5 protein-coding genes are annotated in these 18,737 nt (G+C 40.3%); all 5 read right to left on the bottom strand.

Annotated elements, in window-relative coordinates; all coding sequences use genetic code 11:
* Positions 1 to 109 precede the first annotated feature (109 nt).
* On the bottom strand, positions 110 to 3,796 hold the full coding sequence (locus H6G75_RS30150) for a non-ribosomal peptide synthetase (RefSeq protein ID WP_190983580.1): 3,687 nt from the start codon (positions 3,794 to 3,796) through the stop codon (positions 110 to 112).
* 186 nt (positions 3,797 to 3,982) lie between these two features.
* On the bottom strand, positions 3,983 to 5,818 hold the full coding sequence (asnB, locus tag H6G75_RS30155) for an asparagine synthase (glutamine-hydrolyzing) (protein ID WP_190983581.1): 1,836 nt from the start codon (positions 5,816 to 5,818) through the stop codon (positions 3,983 to 3,985).
* Positions 5,819 to 5,938: 120 nt separating this feature from the next.
* Positions 5,939 to 8,326, bottom strand: a complete 2,388-nt coding sequence (locus H6G75_RS30160; protein ID WP_190983582.1) for a condensation domain-containing protein — start codon at positions 8,324 to 8,326, stop codon at positions 5,939 to 5,941.
* 36 nt (positions 8,327 to 8,362) lie between these two features.
* Entirely contained in the window at positions 8,363 to 10,123 is a 1,761-nt protein-coding gene (locus tag H6G75_RS30165) for a condensation domain-containing protein (protein ID WP_190983583.1), read from the bottom strand.
* A gap of 104 nt (positions 10,124 to 10,227) precedes the next feature.
* Positions 10,228 to 18,648, bottom strand: a complete 8,421-nt coding sequence (locus H6G75_RS30170; protein ID WP_190983584.1) for a non-ribosomal peptide synthetase — start codon at positions 18,646 to 18,648, stop codon at positions 10,228 to 10,230.
* Positions 18,649 to 18,737: the final 89 nt, after the last annotated feature.

Genomic DNA, 18,737 nt, shown 5'->3' on the forward strand with positions numbered 1-18,737 from the left:
AACTGTCTTTGTGAGATCCCACCCTCTAAGTACGCATCAATTATTTTCTGCCGAAAGTCAAGTGAGTATGCTTTCATTTATATCTTCTCATAATCTATATCTTATCTAATTACTGTATCTCATTAGACTGGAAAACGCTATAAACAAAATTAACTATAGCCCCATTGTGATAAATCACATCTATTTTATTTGCTAATATGAGAAATTCTGCTTCAGAAAGTCCGAAATATGTTTGAGATAGATCTCCAATAACGGGGATGATTCTCGAACTAAAATTTTCATTCCAAAGTGAATATGTTTTTAGCTTGTTGCGGATTTGATGTTTCCCTTCTTCAAGGTTAGCCGAACGTACTAAACAATAAATATTGGCTTGAGTTTTTCGCAGAAGTTCATCAAGTAAAAAAGCTCCTAAAAAGCCTGTTGCTCCAGTTAAGAAAATATTTACTGGCTCATCTATATATTCTTTTTGGATAGCTTCAATGTTAATTGTGGAATCGAGGACGGCTTCAACTTGTAAATCTACAACAGTTTTCCCAGCAATATTATCAGAACTTGTATCTTGAAACATCTCAATACTTTCGGCTAGGCTTGATATGGTTGGCATTTCAAACAAACTCTGCAAGGGTAGGTCTATTTGAAAATTTTTCTGCACTCGAAAAATTAACTGAGTTAGTAGTATTGAATCTCCTCCCAACTCAAAGAAGTTATCATAAATACCTACTTGTTTTAAACCCAGCACTTGACACCAAATTTGAGCTAATGCTTTTTCAACTGAGTTACGAGGTGCAACAAATCCTACCTCCAGTTCTGACTTTTCCTGCTTATAAGTTAGTAGTGCTTGGCGATCTACTTTACCATTGGGATTCAGTGGTAGCGCCTTCAATACAACAAAATCGGACGGGATCATATAATCAGGTAAGTGATTTTTCAAAAAGCTACGCAGTTCACTAACCTTTGGTGCTGACTCTTGCTTTGGAACAATATAGGCAACCAAGCGTTTATTAGTTATGTTGTCCTCCTGAGCCAAAACTACGACTTCCTGTAAAAGTGGGTCTTGAGTCAGTAACGCTTCAATCTCTCCTAACTCAATGCGGAAACCCCGAATCTTTACTTGACGATCGCTTCGTCCCAAAAACTCAATATTGCCATCTAATAAGTAACGAGCTAAGTCTCCTGTCTTGTATAAACGACTTTTAAGAGTGCTGTTAGCGGAAGCGGGGCGTTCAGCCCGTGCTGAGTGATGAGTGCTGAGTGAGGAGTAAGGAGTGAGAAATTCTCCCTCTGCCCCCCTGCTCCCCTGCTCCCTTGCCTTTTCAAAGGGGTGAGGAATAAACTTTTCGCCAGTTAATTCAGGACGGTTGAGATATCCTCTTGCTAAACCAAGACCGCCAATGTACAATTCACCAGCAACTCCAATTGGAACTGGTTGTAAATGAGCATCCAGTATATAAATCTGGGTATTGGGAATTGGACAACCAATGGGTACAACAGTTTTCAAATCATGATTTTGGCAATCATATACACTGCTCCAAACTGTTCCTTCTGTAGGGCCATATTCATTAAATAGTAATGTAGCAGGCAGTAATTCACGATGCTGCTCTACAAGTTTTTGTGGACATGATTCTCCGGCTACAATTACAGTTTGCAGGCTAAGTAGTTGCTGCGGTTGGGCTTGCTCCAATATGAGTTTGTAGAGAGATGGCAGACATAATAAATGAGAAATTTGTTGTTGAGCGATCGCCTCTATAATTTGGCTAAAATCTAATTGAAAATTCTCTGGTGGTAGTGAGAGAATTCCCCCTTGACACAAAGTCCAAAAGATACCTGCAACGGAACTATCAAAGGCAAAAGGTGAAGTTAATAAAAAACTGCTAACTGATTTTTGATAATAAACAATCCGAGCATTTATGGAGTGAACCAAGTTTTGATGCGTTATCTGCACTCCTTTTGGTTTCCCTGTAGATCCAGAAGTATAGATTAAGTAGGCTAGGTTATCAGTTGTTATTTCGTTAACAAGATTAGCATCACTTTCTCTAGCAATAGCATTCCAATTTGCATCTATGCAGAGTACCTGCGCTCCGTGAGCAGGCAGATTTTGGAGCAAATGTTGTTGAGTTAATAGTACTGGTACTTGGGAATCCTCTAGTATATAAGCCAACCTATCCACAGGATAAGTCGGATCGATTGGTAGGTATGCTCCTCCAGCTTTGAGGATACCTAATATCCCCACCAGCATTTCTAAAGAGCGTTCCACACAAATTCCCACCAGTACTTCCGGTTTTACTCCTAAAGCTTGAAGATAATGTGCTAATTGATTAGCACGAACGTTTAGTTCTCGATAAGTTAATTGCTCGTTTTGAAATACTACAGCTAAATTATTTGGTGTCCTATCTACTTGTTGCTCAATTAGTTGGTGGATACATTCAATTATTTGGTAATCCGTCTCTGTATCATTAAAATTAAACAGCAGTTGTTCTCGCTCAACATCACTCAAAATTTCTAATTTATCAATCAATGTTTCTGGATTGCTGACAATACTTGCTAATAATGTGTAAAATTGTCTAACTAAATAATCGATCTGCTGTTGTGTAAATAAATTAGAATTGTAATGAAACTCTGTAATTATAGAATCTTTCTGAATTTGGCAGGATAATTTAACTTGAAATTTTTCAATACAGTTATACTGTTGGTAAATTTCAAATGCTATCTCATCAGCACAATGCTTTCCTGACTGTTCCTCAAAATCATAACAGAACGGGAAAAAAGGTGATTCTTCTAGTTGTTTTGTATCTTCAACTACCTGTTCCCAACTAAAATATTCTTGCCATGCTTCTACTTCGTTGATTGATTCATTCACCTGCAAGAGAAACTGGCTAAACTTATAATTTTCTTTTAAATGACAATGTACTGGTAAATATTTTGCCAGCAATCCAATTACATCTTCCAATTCTTCATAAATTCTACCATGACAATAAAAGCCAACTACCAAATCTGACTGTCCAGTTAAACGCCAAAGTAAGACCTGCCAGCAAGCTAGAAAAAATACAGAAATTGAAATATTATATTTTTGAATAATTGCTGCAATATTTGGTAATAAATTAGGTGCAACTGTCCAGCTAACAATTTGAGGTGAAAATTCTACTTTTACAGAAGCTTGATTTACTAAGGGTAGCTTTATATTGAGAAGCTCATCAATATTTTTATTGCGCCAATATTCTCTTACGATTTCTGTATCTGGCGATTCAATTAATTCATTCTGCAATTCAGAAAATTGGATATATTGAATCGGTTCTTCTAAATTTGTGGTAGATTTAGTATAAAAATAGAAAATTTCTTTAACAATATTTTTTAGCGTTTGAGCATCAGCGCATAGAGAAGGTAGAGTAATAAATAAAATATGTCTTTGTGTTGATAGAGTCAACAGAGTAAAACGCAAAAGTAACCTTTTTTCAAAATTTAAATAATGCGTCTCTGCTTCTGTGAATAATTCTGCTATTTTTTGCTCTTGTTGCTCATTATCCAAATGACTCAAATCAAACTCATGCCATAGTAAATTAGCAGAAGCAGTTATTATTTGAATTGGGTATTTTATTTCCGAAAGTTGATGAAACGCTGTGCGAAGAATATCATGTCGTTTTATCATCTGATGCAAAGACTCTTTTAAAAGCTGAATGTTGAGATTTCCTTGAATCAAAATACCTAATTTAGCATGGTAAGCTAGATTATTTTGCTGGAAATACCAAAGGCGTTTTTGCTGAGGTGAAAGTTTATATCCTTCAATAAAATTATCTGACATATACCCTGATATTACCTATTTTTTAACGAACCGTAGAGAACACAGAGAATCAAGAAAAGTTTTTATGAATGATTGAAAACAAGCTCTAATAAAATCTCCGCGATCCTCTGCGTTTAAAAATTAAATTGCTCATTTGCTTTGCTCCCTTAAATCATTCAAAAAATAGATTTTGTTTAAGTAATTTATCTACAAATTATATTTAGTATGAAGAAAATATGTACACAATATCATCAGTAAGATTGAGTCTAGAGCTATGCGTTTATTCACATTCATTTCAGGAAGCTTATCTAATAATGTAATAACTGCTGCTTGGTCAAAGAATGGTAATGATTTCATAGCTGAACTACGTAAGGAGTCTTGAATTAATGTGTAAAGTTTATTGTTCGTTGTGAGAGTTGCGGGTGGTGCAGTAAATGGCTGTTTTGGACGAGCGTAAACTGTATCAGTTAAAAAAGGTCGAGCAGCTTCTCGTAGGATATATTTTTCCTTCATTCCCCGAATCAAAAGTGAAGTTGGCATCTGACGCACTAACTCAAAAAGATGATGATCTAAAAATGGTAAACGAACTTCAACAGCGTGTGCCATTTCTAAACGTTCAGCAAACAATATATAGTTTGGCAAAATTGATTTAGACCATAAATAAAGTGACTGAATTACAGGCTCCCGTCCTGTAAGTTGCCCTGGTATATCAAACTGTTTTAAAAAGCTGCTGTAGGCATCTTGGTCAACAAATTGTGCAGCATAATCAGGTGCAAGCAGAAGATGAAATAATGACCTAGTGATTGCTATTTCTTTGAGCCAATAAGGAATAAAACCTAATATTTTTTCTACTCCTGCTAAGGCGACTGGTGTAGGATTAGAACTTGTTTGATTGAAAAATAAATCTTGTCGTGCATGGCTATATCCGGCAAATATTTCGTCAGAACCTTCGCCAGATAATACGACTTTATAACCTGAATTATGCACTACACGACTTTGTAAATATCTCGCAACACCATGAGGGTTAATAGCGAGGGTTTCAGCGTACCAAATTGCATCAGCAAGATGATTGGCGAAATCTGACTGATTGAGTGGAATGGATTGAAAATCAGCACCGACATACGCTGCTGTCTCACGAGCGATCGCTTTTTCGTCATAAGCTGTACCATCGAAGCTGACGGTAAAGGCACGAATCGGCTCAGAACTATATTTTGCTGCCATGCCAAGTACTGTAGACGAATCAACGCCGCCACTAAGAAAGCACCCAACTGGTACATCAGCTCGCAGACGAATTCGGATCGCCTCAGCTAATGTGTCGTGAAGTTGCTTTATATATTCAGCATCGCTGCGCCCAGTAGTAGTACCCGGTATTGGGTAATCAAGATCCCAATAACGAACAAGCTGTACGCCCTGGCGCGTTGCCAGAAGATAATGACCCGGCGGCACTTGATATACACCTGCGAATAATGTGCGGTCTTGGTTCAAATAGATAAACAGCTGTTGGAAAAAAGATTCACGATCCCACTTTGCTGGTACACCTGCTGCAAATAAGGCTTTGACTTCAGATGCCAAATAGATTGTGTCGCCTACGAGCGCATAATAAAGTGGTTTGATGCCAAAGCGATCGCGTGCCGCAAACAGAAGTTCTTTTGATTCATCCCACAATACAAAAGCAAATTCACCGCGCAGATGTTCTAAACATTGCGTACCCATCTCCTCATAAAGGTGAAGTGCTATCTCACTATCAGAACCAGTACGAAATTGATGTCCTCGTTGCTTCAATTCACGCACAATTCTTTCAAAATCGTAAAACTCACCATTCACAACAATTCGCAGGTTTTCTGCTTCGTTCGCTATAGGTTGTTCTCCTGTCGTCAAATCGATAATACTCAGTCGAGTATGACCTAACCCTACTCGTTGATGAGGTGCAACCCACTGGCACTGTTGATCTGGTCCACGATGGTGTAACCGTTGAGTGGCTTGCGCCAAAACCTCTGTTGAAATGGGTTCCTGTTTTGAAAATATCGCCACTATGCCACACACGTTATACTTTCCTTTTTGAATATTTTTATTTCACGTAAAAGCGCAGAGAATGAAAATTTTATCTATTGACTTTTTGAATTTTATATTAATATTTGGTAAGGCTTTCTTTTAAAGTTAAAACTATAACTTTTGTGTAAATGGCTCTGCCATAGCCACCACGACTTTTCTTGTACCTACAAATGGGTTTCGACCATGAGCAACTAACATATTATCCAGCAGTAATATATCTCCTTCTTGCCAAGAAAAGCTGACTGTTGCTTGCTGATAAGCCTCACGAATTTCATCTAATATAGATGTTTCTATTTTTGAACCATCGCCATAATAAGCATTACGTGGAAGGTCTTCTGGAAAAGCTTGCAGCATTGATTCACGCACTTCTGCTGCCAAATTCGATATGTGAAATAAATGAGCTTGATTGAACCATACCATCTCTTCTGTCTGCGGATGTTCGGCAACAGCATGACGAACTTGCCAAGTTTTCAAATTATTACCTTTCCACTCAAATTCTATGGTTGATTTACGGCAGTAATCTTCCACAACCGACTTATCAGTGGTCTGAAATACTTCTTGCCAAGAAAGGTCTATTCCAGTACCATAGTTTCGCACATACATAACTTTATTTTGTATAAATCGTTCTTTGATTTTTGGATCGAGCAATTGAAAAACTTTCCTGCTATCAGCAATAGGAGTTTCGCCACCTTTAGCAGCAGATTTAATACAATGAAAACAGATTTTCATTGGCCAAGTATATGAATAAGAAAATTCATTATGTAAAGCAATATGTTGATGTGCTGGATATTCGGTTGAAGTATAAATATTGTCACCAATTTCTGTTCGGGGTGTAGAGCGTTCTTGATATGGTAAAAGGTTTGAATAAAGGGATTTGATGAATTGTTCAAAGGTAGATATTAAATTTATATTGAAGTTCCGTAAAAGAATTCCTCCAGATTGCAAAAGTTGTCTTTCGATAAATTCCAAATTGTTCTTAGTCCAAGCCAATAGATCCAAATCTTGTAAACTGGGCTGTACTACTAGAGGTAATGTATTTTGATATTCTAAATAACTTGTTTTAATTAATTCTCCGTGTGATAGCTTGACAACCTTTGGCTGTAAATTATTCAACTTTGCGGCGATAGCCTGTCGGCGTTCCTTGAGAACTGTGGCTTTTTTTTCCCTTTGAGTTTGATTGAGAATTTCTATTAAGGTACTCAATTGGCAATCGGGCTGTGTCACCATATAGCCAAGGAGTGCAGCAAATTGTTCTAAAATTTTGGTGATTGTAGCGATCGCAAAACGTCGTGAGTCATAAATCACCTCCAGTAATAGCTCTGGTGATGGTGTGACTCTAATAGTGAGTGGATAGTTGGAATGTCCTATAGAACCAACATAATCAATCTTTAGCTTTGCTGTTGATAGTTGAGAAATATCAATGGCGGAATTTTGAAATACTAAAATACTCTCAAATAAAGGCTTTCCTTTGGGTAGTTCACTCCATTTCTGAATTTGTGCTAGGGGAGTGTATTCGTACTGATGTAGTTTGATTTGCTGAGAATGTATGTCTTTTAACCAAGAAATTAAGAACTGTTCGCTAGGTAAATCAATCCTCATGGGTAGAGTATTTACAAATAGTCCCACCATCGAATCTATCCCTAGCAAACTAGGCGGACGACCTGATACAACTGTTCCAAAAACAACATTTTCTTTGCCACTATAGTGACTTAAAAGCAAAGCCCAAACCCCTTGCATCAATGTATTCAGCGTTAATTGCTGTTGTTGTGCGAAAGATTTCAATGCTGTTGTAGTTGCAATTGGTAGCTTTATATGATGCTGACCATATTCTGACTCTAAATTATGAGTAATTTGGTCTATGGTTAAGGGAGTAGGTGCTGTCAAAGGTTGCAGAAATCGTCGCCAAAAATTCTCTGCTGGGGATAAATCTTGTTGTTTCAGCCAAGCAATATAATCTCGATAGTGACGGCTAGGTTTTAATTGGATATTTTTACCTTGACAAAAACTTGCATACAAAGCAAAAACCTGTTGCAAAATTATGGTGTTAGACCAAGCATCAAGAATTAGGTGATGACTACTCCAAATTACTTTGTAAGTATCTTTTGCAATTTTGATGATAGCCAAACGCATTAAAGGTGGTTCAGAAATGTCAAAGCCACGAATTTGGTCAGTTTGTAGATAATTTTGTAATTGTGCTGATTGAGCATTAGTTGAAAATTCACACCAATTATATTGCTCAATTAGCAATTTTGCTTGTCGATAAACCACCTGAATTGGTTTATCCAAATTTTTCCACACAAAAGCTGTTCTTAAACTCGAATGCTGATGTATAACCGACTGCCAAGCCTGTTCAAAAGCGCAAATGTTAAAATCTCCTTGTAGGATACAAATCGCTTGTTCAATATATATGCCAGAATCGGGAGCAGACAAGACATGGAAGAGCATACCCTGTTGTGTCGGCGAGAGTGTATAGATGTCCTCGATATTTTTAGCTTCCATAGTTAAATTATTGTTTGCTTGAGCAGATTTTGAGGTTTAATTTCTGAAAAGCCGATCGAGTTGTTCTTGACTTAACTCCGCTTCTGGAAAGTCGGATGGCGTGAAGCTATTTGAACTATTAGAATAACTTTGGTTAATTAGCGATCGCAATGTCTCTATAAAACACTGAGCTAGATTTTCTACTGTATCGCGTCGATGAATATTTTTACTATATACCCAGTTAATTTGTAGTTCTCTTCCTATCACTTTGCCGATAATTTGTAGCAAATGCGAACGAGTTGCTTTCGGACTATTAGTCGCACCATAAGATTCCTGCGCTACTTGAAAAGTTGCGGATTCAGCAAAGACGCGATCAAATTGTCCTAGATAATTTAAACTAATTTCTGCTTGGGAAAGTGCTGATAATTTATCAATAATTTCTCGATCACTACTGCAATAACGTAACCAGCCATAACCAATACCTCGATTGGGAATGCTACGCAATTGCTCTTTAACCGACCTTAATGTATTCAGTAAATCATCAACTTTTTCTAAATTTAAATGTACAGGAAATACAGAAGTAAACCAGCCTACGGTGCGGGAAGTATCCACACTTGTAATTACTGCTTCGCGTCCATGACCTTCTAAGTCAATCAAAAGAGTACGCGTCCCTGTCCATTGACAAACAGCTTGCACCACAGATGTTAACAACACTTCATTAATTTGGGTGCGATAGACTGCTGGAGTTTCCTGAAGTAAAGCTTGCGTTTCTTGTGGTGTCAAAGATACCGATACAATACCAGTTGATTCTTCGGTATTAGCTCCTTCTATGAAGTCTATTGGTATAGGCTGAGTCTGTCTAGATTGTGTTAACCAATAATTCAATTCTTGCTTGAGTTCTTGTGAGTTAGCATACTCCGTCATCAGATCAGACCATTGCTGAAAAGAAGTCGTTTTCGGTGGCAAGAAAATTGCCTCCCCACGAGTCAGTTGTTGATAAACTGTCTGAAAATCTTCTAACATGATTCGGAAAGAAACTCCATCCACTACCAAATGATGCACAATCAGGAGCAGGCGATCGGGTTTTTGATCCCCAATGTTAAAGAATGCCACTTTCATTAGTGGCCCTTCGCACAAGTTCAGGCTACTTTGTAGTTCTGTGGCGATTCTTTCAATAGCCAACGGTTGCTCTGATTCAGCAATTTGGGATAAATCAAACTGGGAAAAAGATACTGTCTCCCCAAGACCTTGATTACTTTGCTGCCAGATTCCTTGTTTTTGTTCATATCTCAAACGCAGCGCATCATGCTGAATTAGCAATTGCCCAAAAGCCTGCTCTAGCAATGCTGGGTTTTGATTAGGCTGTACCTCTAGTAAAACAGCTTGGTTCCAATGGTGAAGTTCCTCTAAGTTTTGCTCGAAGAACCACCTTTGTATAGGCGTTAGAGGTACTGGCCCAATAACCGACTCCTGTTGTGCTTGCAAAGCAGGATTGATCCCCACAACTGTTGCTAACTCTGCAATTGTTGGATACTCAAACAACTGATTGCTAGTTAGTTGAATACCTACCTGATTGACTTTGGCTACAACCTGAATACTTTGAATCGAATCTCCTCCCAACTCCAAAAAGTTGTCATGAATGCCCACTCGTTCAATCCCTAACACCTGACTCCAGATATTAGCCAGTTCTTCCTCAACTGGTGTGCGAGGTGCTACATAAGTAGTTTGTGATACTATGTCCTCCTTCATCAGCATTTCCAGAAGTTCACGCTTTTCTGTTGAAAGTAAATCAATCCGCTTGAGAAGTTCGTCACTCATAGGAATTTTGGATTTTAAATTTTAGATTTTAGATTAAGAATCTGGTATCTAGTGTTGCTAAGAAGGCGGGATGGCGCAACTAACGTTTATGTCTCTCCCCTCTCCTAGTTTTTGAGATTGCTCGATAATTTTTTCTGGGAAAGCATTGCTTTCACTTCGTCTTCTGAAAGAGTCTCCAGAAGTTTGAGAATTTCAGCCATTTTTTGTTCCTCAGATTGGGTTTGTTGGGATGTTGGCAAATTCCGGCGATCGACTTTCCCATTAGGAGTTAATGGTAGGGTATCCAGCATGACGAAGGTGGCGGGAATCATGTACTCTGGTAACTTTTGTTTTAAGAAACTCTGCAACTCAACTTTTGTGGGGACTGATGTTTGTTGAGATACCAAATATGCAACTAGGCGTTTGCTTGAATCTTCTTCCGTGACGATGACAACAGCCTCACGGACTAGAGGATGCTGTAATAAAACTGCTTCGATTGCTGTGAGTTCAATCCGATATCCTCTCAGTTTCACCTGATGATCGCTACGGCCCAAAAACTCAATGTTGCCATCAGGTAAATAACGCGCTAAATCCCCAGTTTTGTACAATTTGGAATTATTAAAGGGATTGGGAATAAACTTTTGGGCTGTCAGTTCAGGACGGTTAAGATATCCCTTCGCTACGCCGCCACCACTGATATGTAGTTCTCCCGCAACTCCAATGGGTACTGGTTGACCATAAGAATCCAACAAATATATTTGGGTGTTGGCAATTGGACGACCAATAGGAACAGGAGTTGTACAATCATAGTTTTGACAATTGTAGACACTGCTCCAGACTGTTGCTTCTGTTGGCCCATATTCATTGAATAGGGATGTCGAAGGCAGTAGTTGATGGTGACGTTTGACTAACTCAGCAGAGCAAGTTTCCCCAGCGACAATGACGGTGTTTAAAGAATTTAACTCGGTCGGATCTATCTGTGTTAACAAAGCGTTATATAAGGAAGGCACACTCAACCAGTGAGAAATCTGATGTTTAGCGATCGCCTTTGCCAACTGCCAGATGTCTTTTTGGCTACCCTCTTTCACCAGTACTAAGGTTCCACCTTGACAAAGTGTCCAGAAAATGCAGGCTACTGAACTATCAAAGGCGAAGGAGGGAACTAATAAGAAACTCCTAACGGGTTCTTGGTAGTAGGTCATCCTAGCACTGGTTGAGTGAATTAAATTGTTGTGAGTGATTAACACTCCCTTGGGTTGACCTGTTGAACCAGAGGTGTAGACAATATATGCCAGATTTTCTAGCGTATTATTATTAATCAGGTTCTCTGTACTCTCGTGAGTCCAGGTATCCGAGTCTAGACACACTATTTGCCCTTGATGAGTAGGAAGTTTTGCTATCAAATGTGCTTGAGTCAGCAAAACTGGTACTTGGGCATCCTCTAGGATGAAAGATAAATGTTCTATAGGATACGCTGGGTCTAGTGGAATATAAGCACCGCCAGCTTTCAGACTAGCTAAAATACCCACTACCATGTCTAGAGAACGCTCTACACATATTGCTACTGGTAAATCGTTACTCACCCCTAAACTACGTAGGTGATGGGCGACTGCATTGGCGCGATCGTTCAATTGTTGATAGGTGAGTTGTTCGTCTTCAAAAATTAAAGCGATCGCATCAGGGGTTTTCGCAGCCTGAATTTCAAATTGTTGATGAATACATAAATCCTGTGAATATTCAGTTGCAGTATTATTCCAATCCACTAACAAAGTCTGCTGTTCTTTATCTGGAAGCAAACATTGGGACTCATAACGCTCCCAGGGCTGTGTAGACATTGCTGTTAAGGTTTCGCTGAAATAGTTGCCAATCGCCTCTAGTTGTGCATTGTCTATATCTGTTAAATCACACTCCAAATCGAGTTGTATGCGTTCCGAAATTGCATCACGATTAAACTCAACCCTTAAAGCAAAGTGGGTTTCACCAAATCCTTGCGCTCCTAAAATTTCTATATTTTTCAAGGATTGCAAGCTTTGGAAAACATGAAAGTGTGTGTAATTAAAAACAGTCTCAAATAAATGCTGATTACTGTTAAGCTTCTTCAACTCAGCATAGGGATAACGTCTAAAGGTTAATAATTCCCGTTCCACCTCGAAGACTTGCTGCACTAACTCTACCCAAGTTCCGCCTCTTAGTTGCAGACGCAAGGGAACTGTGTTGAGGTGAATACCCAGCGTTTGCTCTGCATTTTGTTCTTCCAGTCGTCCGTTAGACTCCAAACCTGTGAGGATATCAGTTTCACCACTGAGCAAAGCCATCACTCTTATATGTGCAGCCAGTAAGACGTGTTTAATCGGAACTTCTGCTAATCGCGCTAATTTCTTCAGTCCGTCAGAAAGCTGCTGTGAAATCGGTACATTGAGAACGCCTATTTGGGGATTTCCAGCTTTACTACGACTAGAAGTCCAACGAGGTAATTTTGTAATGATATGATCTTGCAATTTCTTTTCCCAGTATTCCTGACATTCTCTAGACTTTAAAGTTGAACGTTCCAGAGCAATAAAATCTCGGTAAGCAATAGTTGGCGGTGAATCAATCGGATAGATTTCTGCACTCAACAGAACATCATAACGATGCAACAATTCTGTGAGTAAAGAAGCTGTACTCCAGCCATCTAGAATCGCGTCGTGAAAACTCAAAGTTAAATAAAAGGAATCATCTGTGAGGCGATGAATAAAAAAGCGAATTAAGGGAGGACAATTCCAATCAAAATTTCGGCTTTTTTCCACTTCTATCCAGTCTTTTACTGCTCTAGAGCGTTCATCTGGTGACAGCAAGCGCAAATCTTCTACATGAAATGGGATAGAAATTGTCCGATGAACTAGCTGTAATGGCTCGCTAAAGTTTGTCAAATCGAATGAAGTGCGGAGGATGGCGTGACGCTCAATTAATTGCTCTAGAGCCTTTTGCAAAAGCTGTGTGTCTAAACCAACCCGCAGATGATAAAGAAAGATGTCATGATACATCGGCGAATCAGGACTAGCTTGACTGTGGAATATGACTCCAGCCTGAATCCTCGCTAACGGATAAGCATCTTCTATATTGTTGGGTAGCTTTTGGCGATCGCTATCCGAAATGAGACTAAATGCTGTGGTTTTCGGCGTTGACAAACTATGAAATTCACAATCCAACACTTGCGTTAACTGCTCGATAGTTTGATACTGGAAAAGTTGTTGCAGCGAAAAGTTTAAGCCTTGTTCAATACCTCTGGCTCTTACCTGAATACTCCGAATAGAATCGCCCCCTAACTCAAAAAAATTGTCGTGTATACCTATAGGTTCCACATTTAAAACCTGTGACCAAATTTGAGCTAAAGTCTTTTCTACTAAAGTGCGGGGAGCGACAAATACTTTTGCTAAATCAGGGCGAAAGTTGCTGGGATTCGGAAGCGCACGCCGGTCTACTTTCCCGTTAGCTGTGAGGGGAAATTCCTGCAACATTACAAAAGCCGCCGGGATCATATAGTCTGGTAATCGCTCTTGCAAAAAGCCGCGCAATTCCGTCACATTGGGTTTTGCTTCTTGATGATAAACACAATATGCAATTAATAACTTGCTAGACTCAGATGTGGATTGTGGCGATCGCACCTTAATAAAGCGGCGTAAATCTGCGATCGCTCCTGAGTCCTCCTGCTCATGCTCGCTCCCCCACATTTTAGGGTGATTTTCTCGAACTAAAGCGATCGCCTCTCGAATCGTTGGATGTTGACACAAAACAGCCTCAATCTCACCCAACTCAATCCGAAAACCGCGAATTTTCACTTGCTGATCAATACGTCCCAAATACTCAAGTTCGCCATTGGGTAAATAACGAGCCAAATCGCCAGTTTTATATAAGCGACTTTTGACAGTGCTGAGTGCTGAGTTCTCAGTATTTAATACTCCCTCTACACCCCCAAAGGGATTAGTAATAAATCGTTCCGCAGTCAAATCTGGGCGATTCAAATAACCACGAGCTACACCCGCACCACCAATATACAGTTCACCTGCTACCCCAATGGGAACCGGTCGCTGTTGTGAATCTAATAGATATACTTGCAAATCAGGAATCCGATACCCGATGGGACTACCGGCTTTTTGGTTTGAATCTGCCATAGTTATGGGACGATAGGTGACGTGTACCGTTGTCTCTGTAATCCCGTACATATTGACTAGTTGCGGTTCTCTATCTCCGTGACGTTCAAACCAAGGCTGTAAACTCTGAAGTTCCAAAGCTTCACCACCAAAAATCACTGTTCGCAAAGCCAAAGTTTGAGTGTCACCTGCTGCTGCTTCTGCACATATAAGTTGACGAAAAGCCGAGGGTGTTTGATTGAGGATTGTTACCTGTTCGCTGCATAACAACTGATAAAATGCCTCTGGCGACCTGGTAATCCAGTAGGAAACCACCACCAACCGTCCACCATACAAAAGCGCACCCCAAATTTCCCAAACTGAGAAATCGAAAGCATAAGAGTGAAAATTTGTCCAGACATCGCGATCGCTAAAATTAAACCACGACTGAGTAGCAGCAAACAACCGCATTACGTTCTGGTGCGTAACTAAAACACCTTTGGGTTTCCCAGTCGAGCCGGAAGTATAAATTACATAAGCCAGATTATTTGTATTCACCTGACTCATTAAATTATCTACTGGCAGTTGCTCCAAACTTTCACGCTCTTTGTCTAAACAAATTACCTGCGCCCCACACTCAGGCAAACTTGCCAGCAATTTCTCCTGAGTTAACAATACTGCAACCTGAGCATCATCTAACACAAATTCTAAACGTTCTTTGGGATAGGTGGGATCTAGCGGAACGTAAGCACCACCAGCCTTGAGAATTGCCAAAATCCCCACCACCATCTCCATTGAGCGTTCTAGATAAATACCCACCAATACTTCTGGTTTCACACCTAAAGCTTGTAAATGATGGGCTAACTGATTCGCTCGTTGGTTCAATTCTCGGTAAGTAAATTGTTCTTGTTCAAACACCACTGCAACTGCGTCTGGTGTTTGTTGTACCTGAACCTCAAACTGTTGATGCAGACACAAATCACTTTGATAAGCCTGAATAATGTTCCACTCTACTAAGAGTTGATGTTGTTGGGAATGAGTTAACAGTGGTAAATTTGCAATCTGTTGTTGTGGATTGACAACAATTCCTGCTAGTAATGTTTCAAAATGCTCGGACATCCGAGCAATAGTAGCAGCATCAAACAAATCTGTATTGTATTGCCAAGAAGCAGATAACGCGCCATCTACCTCAGCCATCATCAGTGTTAAATCGAATTGAGCTATCCGCCCAGGTAAATGCAGAGATTCTAGTTCTAAATCCCCTAATTTAATCCTTGCGCCTGTTTCTCCCAAGGCGAATGCTGCTAAACCTTGTTCGTTCAGTAGGTGCGCTTGCTGGAAGACAAACATCACTTGAAACAGTGGGGAACGACTGCGATCGCGCACTGGTTGTAATTGCTCAACTAGACGCGCAAAAGGGTAATCTTGATGTTTGAAAGCATCCAGTACACAAGAGCGCACTTGCTTGAGGAACGCCTCAAAACTGGGATTTCCCGAAATCTGCGCTCGCATCACCACAGGGTTGACAAAATACCCAACTAATGAAGCAAAATCTGCCCGACTTCTACCTGTGGTTGGCGAACCTACTAAGATATCTTCTTGACCTGATAAACGGTAAATCAGCACCACAAAAGCTGCTAACAAGGTTGTATAAAGAGTAGCATTGTGAGCTTTACTAAGAGCTTTGAGTTTTTGTGTTAAATCTGCATCCAGTTTGCATAACTGCGAAGCCCCTTGATAAGTTTGCACAGGTGGTCTGGGTCGGTCTGTAGGTAAATTTAAAACTGGTAATTCCCCTGAGAGTTGTTGTTGCCAGTATGCCCAAAGCCTTTCACCTGTGGGACTCGCCAGCATTTCTCTCTCAGCCCGAACATAGTCTATGTACGAATGGCTGAGGGGAATGAGAGTTTGTTGCTCACCAGCTTTTTGTGCTTGGTAGATAATTCTCAACTCATCGACAAGCACAGTTAAAGACCAGAAATCAGCTATGATATGATGTACAGCTAACAGCAGGATATGTTCATTATTTAACCGCGTGAACAACAGCACCCGCAGTAAAGGGCCAGTTTCCAGATTAAAGGGACGGTGAGCTTCTTTGAGCAAGCGGTTTTTGAGAACTTCCTCACTCCAGGTTGCAGCGTCTTCTTGCTGAAAACAAACCTCTAGGTGTTCGTGGATATGTTGCGTGGCTATTCCCTGGTTCGCACTAAAGGTAGTTCGTAAACAAGGATGGCGTTCTACTAATATTTGAAATGTACGTTGCAGAGCAGTAATATCGAGTTCACCATGCAGACGTACAGCATTGACAATATTGTAGGCGGGGCTGGAGGGTGAGAGTTGATGCAGGAACCACAACGCCTGCTGACTGTATGAAAGGGGGTATTCAGTGACAGCTTGTGGTGTTGGAGCGATCGCAATTTCTTTTGATATCTGTATTAAACTGGCTAAATCTGCAATCGAAGCACCTGCGAGAATATCCGCCATTGGTAAAATAACACCTAGTTGATTTTCGATGCGGTTTTGTAGTTCAATAGCAGTTAAAGAGTCGATACCTAAATTACTCAAAGGCTGGTGGTAATTTAAGTGCGATCGCTCTATTTTCAGAACTTGCTCTACTAACTCTTGTAAACTAGCAACTAACTCTGACTGTTGAGTTTCACGGCTCAACAAGCTAACTATAGAATTAGACTGTTCTAGAATACTGCTATGTACAACATCTAGACTGTGATTAATAAATCCTAATCGGCAAGCATAACGCTGAATCTTACCACTAGAAGTTTTGGGAATAGAGCCAGTTTTCAGCAATAGCACTGCATAAACTTGTAGTTCATGTTCTTCTACTATTGCCTGACGGATAGCTCTAATAACTTCATCCCCATCCAAATTCTTGATATAAGTGCGTTTCACCTCTATCGCCAGCATCAACCGTTCCTCATCAGCAACTTCAACAGTAAATGCTGCACTACTGCTTGGTTGCAGTGCTGAGTGACTTTGTTGTGCTGTTTGTTCAATATCTTGAGGGTAATGGTTGCGCCCTCGGATGATAATTAAGTCTTTCAGCCTACCAGTAATGAATAGTTCGCCCTGGTGTAAAAATCCCAAGTCTCCCGTTCGTAGAAAAGGGACTGTTCCAATATCTTGCAGGTGAGCTTGGAAAGTTTTCTCTGTCTGTTCTGTCTGGTTCCAATAGCCTTGAGCGACACTCCCACCTGCAACCCAAATCTCGCCCACTTCATCATTACTACAACGAGTCAAAGTATCAGGATTTGCAATGACAATCTGCATATCCTCTAGGGGTTGACCACAAGAGACTAGTATCTTTTTGTCAATTCCTTCTCCAACAGCCGGGACGACTTGATTTTGAGCCAGTGCTTTTTGCTGGAAAGATTGTAGTACTGGTACGGCTGTTTTGGTTTTACCAGAAATCATCAAAGTGGTTTCCGCCATCCCGTAACAGGGATAGAAAGCTTGGCGGCGAAAACCACAGTCAGCAAAAGTTGCGGCGAAGCGTTCGATAGTTTCAGCATGGACAGGTTCTGCTCCGTTAAAGGCGACTTTCCAACTACTCAAGTCAAGAGTCGCTCGTTGTTCGGGAGTAATTTTATTCACACATAGATCATACGCAAAATTCGGCCCGCCGCTAGTAGTTGCTTGATATCGGGAAATCGCCTGTAACCAACGTACAGGGCGCTGTAGAAATGCTGTCGGAGACATGAGAATACAGGGAATGCCCAAATACAAAGGCTGAAGCATATTCCCAATTAGTCCCATGTCATGAAACAGTGGTAACCAACCGACAAAGATCGTTTTGGAGCTATGCCCCATAGCCTGCTGGATAAGGCATTGGTTATGCAGCAAATTCCCATGACTCACCATTACACCTTTGGGTGTGGCAGTGGAGCCTGATGTGTATTGTAAAAATGCTAATGTATCATGTTTAGGTTGAGTCTGTTGCCAGTTATTTTCTAGTCCATTCTGAAGATTGTCGGTAGTCACCCACCGCATACATTTGAGGTTGGGAGTTTGCTGCAACTGATGTTCTATCTGAGCAAGAATTTTGGTGGTTGTCAGTACTACAGCTGCTTGTGCGTCAGATGCGATCGTTGCTAGTCTGGGCATGGGTCGATTCAGCCGAGGCGGATAAGCTGGAACAGCAACGACTCCAGCGTAGAGACACCCGAAAAATGCGTCAATGTATTCTAGTCCTGGCGGATACAGTAGTAAAGCACGCTCTCCACTAGCTACACAATTTTGAAGTAAAGCTGCAATAGTTCGAGCTTGACAATCAAGTTCCTGATAAGTCAAATGGGCTGCTGCTGTTTCTCCATCACGTAAAAAAGTATACCCTTTTTTTTTAGGTTGTTCGCTGGCTCGAAAACGCAGAATTTCTACAAAACTAGAAAAATTGTTTGGTAATTCTAAAGGTTGATTGCCCATTTGTAACACCAGTTACTACTCATGCTCAGTTAATTGACAAAAAATTCATAACTGAAGAAATTAGCAGCTAAATTTCAAGTACGGACACT

Origin of the sequence: Nostoc sp. FACHB-280 (assembly GCF_014697615.1) — a bacterium.
In the GTDB taxonomy this organism is placed as follows: Bacteria; Cyanobacteriota; Cyanobacteriia; order Cyanobacteriales; family Nostocaceae; genus Nostoc_B.

Bases quoted from the DNA above. Each gene is read 5' to 3' on its own strand.
- H6G75_RS30160 (WP_190983582.1), bottom strand. From the start codon at position 8,326: ATGGAAGCTAAAAATATCGAGGACATCTATACACTCTCGCCGACACAA.
- H6G75_RS30165 (WP_190983583.1), bottom strand. From the start codon at position 10,123: ATGAGTGACGAACTTCTCAAGCGGATTGATTTACTTTCAACAGAAAAG.
- H6G75_RS30170 (WP_190983584.1), bottom strand. From the start codon at position 18,648: ATGGGCAATCAACCTTTAGAATTACCAAACAATTTTTCTAGTTTTGTA.
- H6G75_RS30150 (WP_190983580.1), bottom strand. From the start codon at position 3,796: ATGTCAGATAATTTTATTGAAGGATATAAACTTTCACCTCAGCAAAAA.